This window comes from Draconibacterium mangrovi (genome assembly GCF_010586825.1).
Classification (GTDB): Bacteria; Bacteroidota; Bacteroidia; order Bacteroidales; family Prolixibacteraceae; genus Draconibacterium; species Draconibacterium mangrovi.
Window position 1 is genome coordinate 527188 of the sequence record NZ_JAAAGB010000002.1, and the last position, 14229, is coordinate 541416.

The following is a 14229-nucleotide window of genomic DNA, read 5'->3' on the forward strand; positions in this document are numbered from 1 at the left end:
ATTGATTTCTTAGGTCTTACCTGATTGTTGTAGGTTTGACATCAATGACTTTTTCGAAAAGGATTCCACCCTTGTACATTCCTTTAAGGATAGGGTGAATTTCTTTGCCAAGCTCTGTCAAACTATATTCAACCCTTGGCGGAACTTCAGGGAATACTGTCCGGGTGATTAATCCGTCTGATTCCAATTCTTTAAGTTGTTTTGTTAGCATGCGTTCGCTAATATCATCCAATAGTTTAACTAACTCACTATACCTCTTATCCCCTTGATAAAGGTGTAGAATGATTGTGCCTTTTCGCTTTCCTTTAACTGTATTAATGAATGTATCAATCGGACAATAACTTTTTTTCATTTTTCTCTCCCCCTCTAAGCCTTGAAAATAGTAAAAACAGTAATAAATGTTCGTATGCTACCTTTTTGTAAGGTGTTGATAAGCAAAATATTTATACCGAGATTTGTACAAAAATAGGTAAAATAAAAAACAAAATATGGTACAGAATACTTCCACATTTAAGGCTTTTCGTGTTGAAGAGAAAGAGGGTAATTATATTGGTTCGATTCAAGATATGGAATTTGGCGCCTTGAAGAAGAATGAAATCCTGGTAAAAGTGCACTTCAGTTCATTAAATTATAAAGATGCATTGTCGGCTATAGGCAATAAGGGAGTAACAAGAAGCTATCCTCATACTCCGGGGATTGATGCCGCAGGAATAATCGAAAAATCTAACTGCGAATCGTTAAAAGTGGGAGAAAAGGTCATTGTTACCAGTTACGATTTAGGAATGAATACCGATGGTGGATTTGCTGAGTATATTCAAGTTCCATCTGAATGGGCAGTAAAACTGCCTGAAAAAATGACCATGAAAGAAGCGATGACATATGGGACTGCCGGGTTAACTGCAGGAATGTCTGTTTTGCGACTTACTGAGTTGATTAAACCTGAAGATGGTAAAATCGTTGTTTCAGGAGCTACGGGAGGTGTAGGTGCATTAAGCGTTTCAATACTGAGTAAATTAGGTTATCATGTAGTTGCTATTACCGGAAAAGAAAAGGAACGCAGTTATCTCCTAAACCTTGGCGCACAAGAAATAATATTGCGCAACGAATTTGAAGAATTAGATAAAAAACCATTATTGAAACCATTGTTCGTTGGGGCAATAGATACTGTTGGAGGTGTTATTCTTGAAAATATCATAAAATCTTTGGCCCCAATTGGGGTAGCAACCTGCTGTGGTAATGTGGCCTCTCCAAAACTTGATTTAACAGTGTTCCCGTTCATTCTTCGAGGCATTGCACTTATTGGAATTGATTCTCAAAACTATCCAATGAATTATCGGACCAAAGTATGGGAGAAACTTGCTAACGACTGGAAACCGGAGCTTTTAAACGATACTTGCAATGAAATTAAGCTTGAGGATGTTCAGGATAAAATTGACTTAATGCTGCAAGGAAAACTAAAGGGGAGGACAATCTTGACTTTGGTAGGATAAATACACATTGTAAGTATTGAAAATTGACGGCTAGCTTCGCTTAAAATCAATTAGTTATTTTCTTCTAATTTTTATTATTCTTTCATAAGTAGCTATTAATAAATAATTGAATCATTTGTGATATTCGAACAGTCGAAAGAATATACTAATTGTTTGGTGTTTCAATCAGATTATTATTCCCCATTTGTTTATTATAACATGATCTCCTGGTTTTGTCGTTAAACAGTAAATAATGAACGAAATATTCTTTCAGTACTAATCCTTATCAGTCATTGTAACTAATCTAATCTTCCAACTGCTTTTAAGTAGTTAATTTCGTAGATTTTATATTGTGTTTTGGCTTCAATAACGTTACTATTCGATTCTTGCCATTGAGCCTGAGCAGCAAGTAAATCTGATAACGGTGCCAATTGGACCTCATACTTACTTTTCATTACCCGTAAATTTTCATTTGCTTGTTTCATGGCAAATTCCGCAGCATCAATCAAGGCAATACTTTCATTCAGACTGTTTAATGCATTTGTGGCTTCCAAAGTCATTAAACGTGTGTTTTTTTCCTTCTGATATTTTGCATTCTCTAAATCAATTTGTGCCTTTTGTACATGTTTTTGTCCTTCACCCCAGTGAAAAATAGGAACAGATAGGGATGCTATCGCATTAAATATTGCACCGTTTATTTTTTCTGAATACGGAACTTGTTCTCCTTCATACTCTGTAATTCCTTCTGTTTTTATATTTCCATACCAGGTATAACCTGCAGCCACACCCAATTGCGGCAGGTTATCTGCTTTTGCCATTTTAATTTGATGTTCACCGGCTTCAACACCAATGTTTAAAAGCTTTATTTCAGGACGATTTGATAAATCAAGATCTGAACTATGTATGCCATTTATATCTATAATCGTATCTGTTGGTATGATTTCAGTTTCAGGAGAGAGTCCGGTAACATAGCATAATGACAACCTTAGTAGGTTCGCACCATTCTTTACCTTTAACATCTGATATTTGATTTCACTAAGTTTTGCTGCCACTTGCAAATAATCATTTTCAGTAATCATTCCGGATTCCTGTGATACTTTCATTTGTTGTTGTAAAGTATCAAGTTGCGATTCGTAGGCTTTAACCAGTTTAATTTTATTAAGCACTGCAATAAAACTCCAATAACTATTTTCTGCATCAGCAATTACTTCTGCTTTTGTAATACGTTCCTGTTCGGCATTGCTTTTTAATCCAATTTCGGCAAGTTTATTCGCAGTCCTTATTTTACTACCAGCATAAATGGGTTGTTGTACAGTGAATCCTGCAGTATACATGCCCTTAATAACCAGACTTGAGCTTCCTAAATCAATATCGGGAGCCATGTAAATCCCCATTGCAGATCCCTCAATATTAGGAAGGTAATTACTAAATGCAATGTCTTTGTCGTATTGAGCCTGAATAGAAGCATTACCTGCAATCTTCATATCTTCACTTTGTTGCAGAGCCATTTTTTTGCATTGCTCAAGTGAGAGGGAAATTGTTTGCTGGGCATAGCATCCTATTGATACTAATATCATTGAGCATATAATTAAAATATTCTTGATCATTTCGTTTAATTTATCGGTTTTCTAATTCTGTAGAATGCAGTGTATAATAAAGGCAGTAACAATAAGGTGATTACTGTTCCAACAGCTAATCCCCCCATAATTGTTAGAGCCATAGAGCTATACATGGGATCGCCGAGCAACGGTACCATACCTACGATTGTTGTTAGCGACGCCATCAGTACTGGTGTAACACGTGATATTGTTGCATTGATAACAGCATAATATGGGTGCACTTTTTCTTCCACCTGCAAACGGTTAATTTCATTTACAAGGACGATCGCATTTTTAACCATCATTCCCATGAGCCCCATCATACCAATAATTGCCATAAATGTAAATGGTGATTTGGAAAGCAGCAATGTTGGAGTTATTCCTACAAAAACGAAAGGAATAATAATGAGAATTAGAATAACCTGTCGCCAACTATTGAATAGAATAAGTAATACTATCAGGATAATTGCAAGTGTTAAGGGCATCCATTCTAGTGTACTGGCCGAAGCGTCTTTTTGCATTTCAATTTCACCAGTCCAGTGCATGGAATACCCATGCGGGAGTTCTATAGCATTTATTTCATCCTGAATATTAGCCAGAACCTTAGCAGGAGTTGCTTCCCATAAATCATAGTTAGGATCGCATTCTGCTTCAATTATTCGTTGCCCGTTTACACGACGAACAAGATTGTCATCCCATTGCAAAGCTACATCATTAGTTACGTTACTTAGGGGAGTTGCTCTAAACATACGATCTTTCAACTCTGAAACAGATTTACCTCCAGTCATTATTCCGGCTAAGTCATCCTCGGAAATACTCACATTCATCATGGTCCAAACAGGGATGTCGCGTATATTTTCAATACGGGAACCATCTTCGTTTCGTACTCTTAGATTTACCAATACCATCTGGTCCGCATCATTAATAACTCCAACTGTCATACCTTCATTGGCAGCCTGCAATGCATTTCCAATGTCTCCTCTGCTAATACCAGCGCGCAAAGCGTCTTGTTGGTTATATACTGCTAAAAGTGTTTTTTCCTGGGGTTCCCAGTTGTTCGATACTGAATAAGGATCTACTAACGGGCACGCACGCATAATATCTTCTGCCTGGCGACTTAAATCGCGAAGAATTGCCGGATCTGGCCCCGCAAACTCCACTTCTACCGTGTGTGAAGTAGCTATTGAGAAATTATATTTGCGAATACGAATGTATGCATCGGGGTATTGCTCACGTAACTGTTTACGTACAAATGGGATTTGTTCGCATACGGTTTCATAATCCGGACAGTCCACGATTAATTCACCATAGCTTTCACCTCCATTGGTCATTGGACGAACCAAACAATACATACCGGGAGCGCCTCCCTGGCTGGCAGATACTTTCTCAATAGCAGGATTTTCTAATAGTAATTTTGACATTTCTAATAAGTCGTCCCGCACTTTATCCGGATCCGTCTGTGAAGGCATGTGATATTCAACAATAAATTGTTTGTAGTCAAAATCGGGGAAGAACAAGTTCTTTACATAGGTCATCCCATATAAGCTTATCATCAAAACAATAAAAGCCAAAGCAATAGTTGTTTTTTTATAATTTATGAATATCGTCATCAGCTGGCGTACTATTTGATGAATTTTGCCATTCATCAGGTCTCCGTCTTTGATTTTGGCTTTATCCTTTTTTGTCAACCGAGCGGGATAAAAGACTTTTGCAAAAAATGGAACTTGTACCAGAGCAAGCACCCAACTGATTAGTAAACTGACACACAGAACAAGAAATAAATCGCTTGAATATTCGGCGGCCGAACCATTGGCAAGAAAGACACTGATGAATGTTGAAACAGCAATAATTGTAGCTCCTAGAAGAGGGAGAGCGTTGTTTTTACCAATGTTGTGTAGATATTTTTTTGGCCCGTATCCTTTTTTCCTGTCAACAATAATACCATCCATGATCACAATAGCATTGTCTACCAACATACCCATAGCAATGATGAATGCACCCAGAGATATGCGTTGTAATGTTGTTCCCAAGGTTAAAAGGATAGGTAAAGATGCTGCAATGGTTAGTACAAGACCTGTCCCGATAATCATACCACTTCGAAAGCCCATAGCAAAGATTAAAACGATAATTACAACCACAACCGACATTACCAGGTTCCACATAAATGAACTAATTGCCTGATCTACCTTGTCGGGCTGAAAAAATACTTTATCGGTTGTAATTCCTGCAGGTAGATTATTTATTACGTCAGCAAGTTTAGCATCAACCGCTTTCCCAACATCGGGCACTACAACATCATTCTCCATAGCTACCATAATGGCAATGGATGGTTTACCATTAACAAAAAAACCTTGTGTTTGAGGTTCTGAATAAGTTCGTTCAATAGCAGCAAAGTCGCCTAATCGTATTTGTTTGCCATCAGTAGTTTTTAAAAGCAGATTTTGCAGATCTTCAATTGTCTTAACTTCAGCATCAACGCGTACCTGCAAGTTGTCGGTTCCTGATTGATATTTTCCTCCGCCAACAGTCGATGTTGCAGACTGCAACGACATCATTATTTGATTAGGAACCATTCCGTTACGTGCAATCTTTTCTTTAGAAAGTGTTATGTTGATTGCTTCACTACGATTACCAACAAGGTTTATACGTTTTACTCCTTTAACAGTAAGGAGTTCGCGTTGTATAAGTTCTGCATATTTGTTTAGCTCATGATAATCGTATCCATCACCAGAAATAGAATAAAAGATACCATATACATCCATCATGTCGTCGATAACAACAGGTTCACCACAGTCTTGTGGGAGATATATCTTTACATCATTTACTTTACGGCGAAGTTGGTCGAAATACTGTTCTATTTTTACAATAGGAACGGTTAGGTCAAATTCAATCGAAATCATTGCCATACCGGCATGACACTCCGAACGTATTTTATATATGTTTGGTAATGTGCGAAGTTTGTCTTCCATTACCTGAACTACCTTTAACTCTACCTCATGCGCATTTGCTCCAGGATAGGGAACAACTACCATTGCCTGTTTAACTGCAACGGCAGGGTCTTCCAGTTTTGGCATCGCTTTGAACGATACTACTCCGGCAACCAGAAGTATCCCTAAGAACGACCAAAACAGAGTAGGACGTTTAAGAAAAAACTCTGTAACTTTCATTATAACAGTCCTCCAATATTAGTTTTACTGGCATCGCTAAGTACGTTCACTGTTTCATTTTCATGCAACGCATTAACCCCGGCACGCACTATTTGTACATTATCACTAACTCCGGATATGTACAAATTCCCTTTCTCGTCAATACCATCAACTTTTACTTCTTTACTGTTTACCTTACCATTTGAATAAATCCAAACGTATGTTTTTTCATCCTTTGTAAAAACAGCATGTGGTGTTATAGTATACTTGCCAACGTGAGCGATATTTTCTTTCTCAATATGTAACTCAACATTCATACCTGCTGTAATTTTATTGTTTCTGCCATCAATAATAAACCGCATTTGATAAAGTTGATTCCCATCGGCTTTAGGACTAATTGAAATAAGGTTTAGAGGCAATTCTGTACTTCCGAGATACTGAGAGCTTATATAATAGTTTTTGAAAAGTTCTCTGTCAACATATTGTTTAACCGGTATGTCAACCACTACCTCATATTTTGAATTATCCAGCAAACTGAAAAGGGGAGAACCTGCATCAATCATTTCTGACGGATCATTATTAACCGATTGTATGTAGCCTGAGGTTGGGGCATATAATGTTGTATAGTTCACTTTATTCTGATAAGTTTTTAATTGAACTTCAAGTTGCTCTAACCCGGCCTTAGCTTTTTCATAATCATTCTCAGAGATTGTTTTGGCCATAAACATTTTCTTTAATCGAGCTACCTCATCTTTAACCTGTGCATATTGTATTTCGTAAGCATTTAATCCGAGCTTATAATCTGCTGAATCAAGCTGCGCTAATAGTTGGCCTTTCTTTACGTAATCACCTTGCTTTGCGTAAATTTTCTGAATCTGTCCTGCAGTTTTAAATCCAACACTAATTTCGTGCGCCCCTTGTACTACGCCAGAGAAACTCAATGTAGAAACATCTTCAACTTTTTTCGCTATTGTAACTTTTACATTCTTAGTAAAGGATTCGCTTTTTTCCTCACCTCCGGAACAAGCAATAATAAGGCAAGTTGCTGCGACTAAAATCCAATTCTTTTTCATATGTGGTTGTTTAAAGTTTTCTGGTTACAAAGGAGGGAAGAACGAGTAATAAATTATTAACTTGTTTTACCTTAATTCTGTACTATTTTTCTCATCTTATTCAAATATTGATAATAAATAGCCTATTTTAGTTGATTTTATGTAATATTTTTCGATATGAGAATTGCAGAAGAAATTAATGAGTTTGATTTTTTTATAGATACTCAAGCGGCCAATACAATAAAAGTTGAAGATAAATTGCTGCTGGTTGATAATTTAGATAGGGAATTTGATTTTGGTATCTCAAGCGAATTCAAATTTAAGAAAGGCAAGCTTATACAAGATATTCCCATTAAGACTAATTTTGGAATGGTATTGTTTTGTATAGCAGGAGAAATGCGATTACAAATAAATTTAAAGGAAATAACCGTAAAGAAAAATTGCATTTTTGGTATTATGCCTGGTTCTGTTGGAAAACTTTATTACATATCTAACAATTTTAGATCAGCAAGCATTTTTTTTTCTAATAAATCTTACCAAACCGCACTAGATATTCAGTATATTATCGAATCTCAACATCTCATGTTTAATAATCCAATCACTGAAATCTCTCCGGAAAGAATGACGGAATTTATTGATGTATTTAGAACAATGTACTGTAAATTATCGGATGAAAATTTCAAATCTAAATTAGACCTTGCAGATGCCTATCTTCAGGTGTTAACGGTTTATTGGGAAGATTGTAAAGATCAGCATGCAATGAATATACCCCATAGTAAACCAAGCCGGCAAAAGGTAATCTTTGATGCTTTCTTAAATGAAATAATTCAGCATTACAGGGTTGAACGTAGCACAGCATTTTATGCTGAAAAATTATTTATATCTCCAAAATATCTTTCGAAGGTAATTAAAGATGTAAGTAACCGACAGCCATCAGACTGGATTAAAGAGTTAGTAATTCTTGAGGCAAAAGCATTATTGCGCACACAGCAATATACAGTTCTGCAAATCAGCGAGCAACTTAATTTTACATCTCCATCATTTTTTGGCAGATACTTTCGTGAAGCTGTTGGGTGTACGCCAAGAAATTACCAGCTCGATGCGTAAAGACCAACTACCGATAAATATCTTATAAGAGGATTTAAGACTACGCTGAACAAAGTGTTAAAGAACGCTAAAGTTAGGTAATCAAAAATCAGAAGAATGAAGTGCTCTGCCTCAATTATTTGCTTCAGACCAGATTTACTTTTTCTAAAGTCCTTAAAATGAATCTCATCTCCATGGTTAAAAATTGTTTGTAGCTTTTAATTTCATCTTTTGAGAATCTTCCTGAACCTAAAGCGAGCGCCTTTTGGTAGTGATCTAACAAGTCTTGACCAGTATTTTCTGCGTGTCACCGGGTTTTATACGGATGAAGTTGATATATTTTATTCATAATATCAAAAGTTCAGATTCTGACCAAGCATCGCCAACAGGTATACGCAAAAAATAGAGAGATCAATCCAACCCATTATTTAATGTCAACATTAAGTTTGAGGTACGACGATTGATCAATACGTTTTACAAGACCTTTATTAAGTAAGGAAGAAATTAACTCCTGGCCTCTTCTGGCAGACAGTTTAAGGTCTTTGATGATGTCGCCATAAACGTATTTTTCTTTTTCGTTTAATAATATTAAAATGTCTTTTTCAAATTGATTACTGATTTTCTGAATGTCAATTGTTTCTTTACTCATATATTTTTTCGCTCATTTTTGGTTCTGATGTTCCTTTTCCGTCAATTCGTTGAATCTGCTACAGTTTTTCCAGCCTTTCATTCCTCGGTTACAAAACACGTTTCTAAAAAGTAGCAAAGGCATATCCTTTGATTTCTCCTCTCCTTTATAAAGAGGGCAGGTTTTTGCAAAATGACATCGGTATCCCAGGTTCATATCAGATATGTTTATATAAAATGTTTAAACTTTCAATTTTTCCGGCAATGTTTGTATTCTTTATTAAAGTTCCCGAATAACAATAATCCATCTTCAGGAAGGTTTTTGTCATTCCTATCGAATTTAGCCGGGCCATCGTATACAAGGTTGTAATTCCCTCTTCTTTCATCGATTTTTCGAGTGCGTTTAATAACAGCACCGACAGGTTTTTACCGCGCTGGTCGGGTAGGGTGGCAAAGTCGGTCATTTCGGCATTTTTGCCTTCTTTGTCAATCTCGGCCGATGCCAGAGCTACCAGTTTTCCATTCGATTCAGCTCCGAAATATTGTGTTCCATCCTGAAATGTTTTAAGCACATAACCCGGATTATAGATCGGAAACGGATAAGTTACAAAAACTTCGCGATATATGTCGGTTATTTGCTCATAGTCTTCTTTTTCCAGCTTGCGAATAGTTACATTCGAATAGTCGGTACCGTTGGGCGTAATCGAATCCTGCACCTTCAGCATCTGGCTAAGGTTGTTCAGTTTTTCTGTTTCAATATCTAAAAGCCGGTCGGAATTCAGAAACTTCGAAACAAAAAACGCAGCTTCATTGTCGTTGTAAAACGCCGGTATTTGTGCCTCGGATAAAAAACCGTTGGATAGAAATACCGGGGCGGCGTGCACCGGTATTTTACAAACTATTTTACTGTACTTGTTTTCTCTTGCAAGCGTATTTATTTCTTCAACAATTTCCGACGGACAATCCGTGCTACCCAATTTCATCAGGTAGACACGATCGTTTAACTGCCCGTGTTGAATTATGCTTCCGTTGCCTAATTTTTCAATTTTATCCTGCATCTTCTTCCCTCCTTATCATTCTTTCGTTGTCTTCGGGTATCAACGAAATGGCATCGTCGGTATCCGATAATAATTTTTCAATTCCAATTGCGTCTTCTTCTGCTCCCTCTTCAATTTTTAAGTCGAGGTTACAATTTTCACAGTTTCGGTCGCACAATTTTGCTTCGTATGAGTCGGGTTCTTTATAGGTTGTTATTACTCCTTCGTAATTGCGCAACACTACTTTGTTGGTCGACCATGAAATAATATAATTTGGCATTACCGGAATTTTACCTCCTCCGCCGGGGGCATCAACCACATAGGTTGGGCGGGCAAAACCACTGGTGTGCCCAATAAGGCTTTCCATAATTTCAATACCCTTACCAATTGGTGTTCTGAAATGTGAAAGTCCTTCAGAAAGATCGCACTGATAAAGGTAATAGGGGCGTACCCGGTTTTCTACCAACTTGTGGAGCAGCGATTTCATAATCCGAGGGCAGTCGTTTACATCGGCCAACAGAACCGATTGGTTACCCAACGGAAATCCGCCGTCGGCCAGTTTTGCCAATGCTTCTTTTGATGAAGCCGTAATTTCTTTCGGATGATTAAAGTGCGTATTAATCCAAAGTGGCTGGTATTTCTTTAAAATTGAAACCAGCTTATCGGTGATCCGGTAAGGAAGTACCACCGGCATTCGTGTACCAATTCTTACGATCTCAACATGTGGTATTTTTGTTATTTCCGACAAAAGCCAGTCAATTTTATCATCAGGCAACATAAACGGGTCGCCACCCGATAACAGAACATCGCGTACATGCGGGGTGTTGGCAATATAATCGAGCCCCTTTTGCAATTGTTCTTTTGACGGCACATAGTCGATATCGCCCACTTTGCGTTTGCGGGTGCAGTGGCGGCAATACATCGAGCAAATATTACTTACATGAAATAACACGCGGTCGGGATAACGATGGGTTATTCCTTCAACCGGGCTGTCGCTGTCTTCCGATAGCGGGTCTTCCAGCTCTGATTTTAAAGTAATAAGTTCTTCAACCTGGCCAAACGACTGTTTAAAAACCGGATCGTTTTTGAAATCTTTCTTGTTAATTAATGAAAGGTAATATGGCGTAACAGACAAGGGGAATTTGTCGAATGTTTCTTTTAGATTTTCCCGTTCATCCTCATCAAATTTAACGCCTAATAGTTCTTCAAACTTTTCCAGTGTTGTTATGGAGTGCCGTAGCTGCCACCTCCAGTCTTTCCATTTCGAAAGTTGCGCTTCTGTTTCAATTTTGTGTGCAATTGTCTGCTGTCTGTTATTATAAATCATACATATTTTTTTACTCAAAGTTATTTTTGAGTATGTTATGAACTAAAGATATAAATCGAGTACTATCAGCGAGTTGAGTTAATTCGGAACATACATCAGCCTAATGTTGCGGATGTCGTTCTCAGCGATTACTTTCTCTGCTGCACTTAAGTTGGGCTCGGGTACGATGATGTGAAGTTTTCCGTGTCTTTCTTTTGTGAAATGCGCGAAAAACTTCCATCTTTCTGTATCAATATTATTGGTTAACTGAATTTCGTAAATATTGGTTTCTCCGTTTTTTTCGGTGGCTATAATGTCAGGAATAAAACCATTAACCTCCGTTTGCGTTGTAATAGGAGAAGAAGGAATATAGTTTTTTAGTAACCCGGTTTGTAACGACAGCTCGTATGCCTGTTCTTCCAACTGGGGAACAATTGACTTTGCTACCTGCTTTTTTGTTAAAGAAGTTATATTCATATCTGAAAATAGTTTCTATGCGAACAAAAATACAAAAAAAAGCCGGCATGCAAATTCATGTAGCTTTTAAATTCATTGTTAATAATGAATTTATATAAGTGGAATGCAAGTTTCTGCAGATAATAATATATTTGTAAATTAGAAATAATTTCTATAGAAATAATACAATATGAGTAGATTAATAATTGCCTCAAACAGGTTACCTGTGATGATAAACAGAAGCGCAGACGGAATGACCATAACTCCCAGTGCCGGTGGTTTAGCAACAGGTTTAAAATCATATCACAAAGACAGCAACAGCGTTTGGATAGGCTGGCCGGGCCTTATGCCCGAAACAAAAAACGAAGAAAAGGAAGTTATCGGTTTGTTGGAAACCGAGCAGTGCCTGCCTGTATTTTTAAACGAAGAGCTAATTACTAATTATTACGACGGGTTTAGCAATGCAACGCTTTGGCCCTTGTTTCACTACTTTGCCGAGTTTACCGAGTTTAACGAATCGTATTGGGAGTCGTATTGCAAAGTGAACGAAATGTTTGCCGATACCATTATCGAAAATGCAGAAGAAGGCGACGTGGTTTGGGTACACGATTATCAATTGTTGCTTTTGCCCAACATCCTTCGCGAAAGACGCCCCGATTTAACCATCGGATTCTTTTTGCATATACCGTTTCCATCATACGAGTTAATACGTATACTTCCATGGCGCGAGCAAATTGTAAATGGACTGCTGGGAGCCGATCTGATTGGATTTCATACCTACGATTATGCCCGACACTTTATTAGTTCGGTGAAGCGTTTGTTAGGACACGATGTTGATTTTAACCAGATAAAACTGGAAAACCGTCAGGTGATGATCGATGTATTTCCGATGGGTATTGATTACGAGAAGTTTGAATCGCATGCGCTGGAAATACAAAGCAAACCTATTCAGGACCGATCGAAAGAACACCAGGATATTGACCGGTTCCTGTTAAGTATGCCAAACCGTAAATTAATTCTGTCTATCGACCGTTTGGATTACACCAAAGGTATTCCGCAGCGTTTAAATGCTTTTCGCGAGTTTTTAATGAAACATCCGGATTACCGCGAAAGAGTTTCGTTGATTATGCTTACCGTTCCATCGCGAACGGATGTGGAGCAGTACCAAAATCTGAAAAACGAGATTGATGTGTTGGTGGGGAATATTAACGGTGAATTTGGAACGCTGAACTGGAACCCGGTAATTTATTTCTATCGCTCGGTTCCGTTCAATAACCTGATTGAGTTATACAGCTCGGCCGATGTGGCTTTACTAACACCGCTCAGAGACGGAATGAATCTGGTGGCCAAAGAGTATATTGCGTCAAAAGTCAACAAAAAAGGTGTTCTTATTCTTAGTGAAATGGCTGGTGCATCGAAAGAGCTTGGAGAAGCTATTTCGGTAAATCCGAATAATATCCCCGATACGGCCGATGCAATTTACAGGGCGCTTACGAAACCCGACAAGGAAATGGAGAAAGCCATAACAGCCATGCAACAGCGTATAAAACGTTACGATATTCATAAGTGGGCTTCGGAGTTTATGAAAGCATTAAATAAAACGATTGAAAAACGCTCGGAGCATCATGCACGAAAAATTACAGCCCAGTTAAAGAATAAGATCTTTGCGGATTACAATGATAAGCAGTCGAAAGTTTTGTTCCTGGATTACGATGGAACTTTGCAACGTTTTTTTGCGAATCCGCAAGCGGCTAAACCCGATGAGGACTTGTACAAGTTGCTCGATAAACTGGCAGCTGAAAAGAATACAACGCTGACATTGGTAAGCGGGCGCGACAGAGAGACCTTTGACCGCTGGTTTGGAAAAAGAAAATACAACTTAATTGCCGAACACGGAGCCTGGTTAAAAGAAAAGGGTAAAGGTTGGGTAGAACGTAAACCTGTTCATACCGAGTGGAAAGAGAGTATTTTGCCGGTGCTTGAATCGTATGTCGATCGTACGCCGGGAAGTTTAATCGAAGAGAAAACCTATTCGCTGGTTTGGCACTACCGCAAAGCAGATATCGAGTTAGGCGTGTTGCGTGCGCTTGAATTGGTGCACGATATTTCAAACCTGATCTTTAACCAGGATTTGGAAATACTGGAAGGGAAAAAGGTTGTTGAGGTAAAAGTTTCGGGAATAAATAAGGGAACGGCTGCAACCGACTTTTTACATGCTAATCCTGCTGATTTTGTGTTGGCAATGGGCGACGACTGGACCGATGAATTCTTGTTTAAAGAGTTACCCGAAGAGGCCCACACCATTAAAGTAGGTACCGAAAATTCGGCCGCAAAATACTTCGTAAACAACTACAAGGAGGTACGAAGTTTTTTGAATGAGCTTGTAAAATCATAGTTAAAAATAGCTTCGTTTATAAGCTTTCTGGTAATACTAATTCAAAAATCATTAGGT

At 38.0% G+C, this 14229-nt stretch carries 11 protein-coding genes; 3 read left to right on the forward strand and 8 right to left on the reverse strand.

From position 1 onward, the window contains the following. Positions 1–16: 16 nt before the first annotated feature. Positions 17–352, reverse strand: a complete 336-nt coding sequence (locus G4420_RS09205; protein WP_163323352.1) for a winged helix-turn-helix transcriptional regulator — start codon at positions 350–352, stop codon at positions 17–19. Between the two features lie 136 nt (positions 353–488). Here G4420_RS09205 and G4420_RS09210 point away from each other — a divergent pair, with 136 nt between their 5' ends. Next, a complete protein-coding gene (locus G4420_RS09210) occupies positions 489–1490 on the forward strand; it encodes a YhdH/YhfP family quinone oxidoreductase (RefSeq protein WP_163323353.1) in 1002 nt (333 codons plus the stop codon). Positions 1491–1768: 278 nt separating this feature from the next. Here G4420_RS09210 and G4420_RS09215 read toward each other — a convergent pair whose 3' ends face one another. The 3 genes from G4420_RS09215 to G4420_RS09225 are packed head-to-tail and all read right to left on the reverse strand — an operon-like array spanning position 1769 to position 7286. Then, a complete protein-coding gene (locus G4420_RS09215) occupies positions 1769–3046 on the reverse strand; it encodes a TolC family protein (RefSeq protein WP_163323354.1) in 1278 nt (425 codons plus the stop codon). 35 nt (positions 3047–3081) lie between these two features. Further along, positions 3082–6234 (reverse strand): efflux RND transporter permease subunit, encoded by a 3153-nt coding sequence (locus G4420_RS09220; RefSeq protein WP_163323355.1) that lies wholly within the window; start codon positions 6232–6234, stop codon positions 3082–3084. Beyond that, positions 6234–7286: an efflux RND transporter periplasmic adaptor subunit gene (locus G4420_RS09225; protein ID WP_163323356.1), complete on the reverse strand. Its 1053-nt coding sequence runs from the start codon at positions 7284–7286 to the stop codon at positions 6234–6236. Before G4420_RS09225 ends, G4420_RS09220 begins: the two co-directional genes overlap by 1 nt. Positions 7287–7442: 156 nt before the next feature. Between G4420_RS09225 and G4420_RS09230 the strand changes: the two genes are divergently transcribed. After that, entirely contained in the window at positions 7443–8372 is a 930-nt protein-coding gene (locus G4420_RS09230) for a helix-turn-helix domain-containing protein (RefSeq protein ID WP_163323357.1), read from the forward strand. Positions 8373–8775: 403 nt separating this feature from the next. Here G4420_RS09230 and G4420_RS09235 read toward each other — a convergent pair whose 3' ends face one another. The 4 genes from G4420_RS09235 to G4420_RS09250 all read right to left on the reverse strand — a co-directional run bounded on the left by G4420_RS09235 (position 8776) and on the right by G4420_RS09250 (position 11798). Further along, complete coding sequence (locus G4420_RS09235) at positions 8776–9000, reverse strand: hypothetical protein (RefSeq protein WP_045032664.1); 225 nt, start codon at positions 8998–9000, stop codon at positions 8776–8778. 196 nt (positions 9001–9196) lie between these two features. Continuing rightward, positions 9197–10036, reverse strand: coding sequence for a putative beta-lysine N-acetyltransferase (gene ablB / locus G4420_RS09240; RefSeq protein WP_163323358.1), 840 nt, complete (start codon positions 10034–10036; stop codon positions 9197–9199). Continuing rightward, positions 10026–11342 carry a lysine 2,3-aminomutase gene (kamA, locus tag G4420_RS09245; protein ID WP_163323359.1) on the reverse strand — a complete coding sequence of 439 codons (1317 nt, stop codon included), beginning with the start codon at positions 11340–11342 and terminating at the stop codon, positions 10026–10028. The genes ablB and kamA overlap by 11 nt, the downstream gene beginning before the upstream one ends. A gap of 78 nt (positions 11343–11420) precedes the next feature. Further along, complete coding sequence (locus G4420_RS09250; RefSeq protein WP_163323360.1) at positions 11421–11798, reverse strand: hypothetical protein; 378 nt, start codon at positions 11796–11798, stop codon at positions 11421–11423. A 169-nt stretch (positions 11799–11967) separates the two neighbouring features. On the opposite strand from G4420_RS09250, the gene G4420_RS09255 reads away from it, so the two are divergent. After that, a complete protein-coding gene (locus G4420_RS09255; protein ID WP_163323361.1) occupies positions 11968–14172 on the forward strand; it encodes a bifunctional alpha,alpha-trehalose-phosphate synthase (UDP-forming)/trehalose-phosphatase in 2205 nt (734 codons plus the stop codon). Positions 14173–14229: the final 57 nt, after the last annotated feature.

What these genes read in the sequence shown, in the direction of transcription:
- G4420_RS09250 (WP_163323360.1), bottom strand. Translation starts at nt 11,798, where the DNA reads ATGAATATAACTTCTTTAACAAAAAAGCAGGTAGCAAAGTCAATTGTT.
- G4420_RS09235 (WP_045032664.1), bottom strand. Translation starts at nt 9,000, where the DNA reads ATGAGTAAAGAAACAATTGACATTCAGAAAATCAGTAATCAATTTGAA.
- G4420_RS09225 (WP_163323356.1), bottom strand. Translation starts at nt 7,286, where the DNA reads ATGAAAAAGAATTGGATTTTAGTCGCAGCAACTTGCCTTATTATTGCT.
- ablB (WP_163323358.1), bottom strand. Translation starts at nt 10,036, where the DNA reads ATGCAGGATAAAATTGAAAAATTAGGCAACGGAAGCATAATTCAACAC.
- kamA (WP_163323359.1), bottom strand. Translation starts at nt 11,342, where the DNA reads ATGATTTATAATAACAGACAGCAGACAATTGCACACAAAATTGAAACA.
- G4420_RS09210 (WP_163323353.1), top strand. Translation starts at nt 489, where the DNA reads ATGGTACAGAATACTTCCACATTTAAGGCTTTTCGTGTTGAAGAGAAA.
- G4420_RS09215 (WP_163323354.1), bottom strand. Translation starts at nt 3,046, where the DNA reads ATGATATTAGTATCAATAGGATGCTATGCCCAGCAAACAATTTCCCTC.
- G4420_RS09205 (WP_163323352.1), bottom strand. Translation starts at nt 352, where the DNA reads ATGAAAAAAAGTTATTGTCCGATTGATACATTCATTAATACAGTTAAA.
- G4420_RS09255 (WP_163323361.1), top strand. Translation starts at nt 11,968, where the DNA reads ATGAGTAGATTAATAATTGCCTCAAACAGGTTACCTGTGATGATAAAC.
- G4420_RS09230 (WP_163323357.1), top strand. Translation starts at nt 7,443, where the DNA reads ATGAGAATTGCAGAAGAAATTAATGAGTTTGATTTTTTTATAGATACT.
- G4420_RS09220 (WP_163323355.1), bottom strand. Translation starts at nt 6,234, where the DNA reads ATGAAAGTTACAGAGTTTTTTCTTAAACGTCCTACTCTGTTTTGGTCG.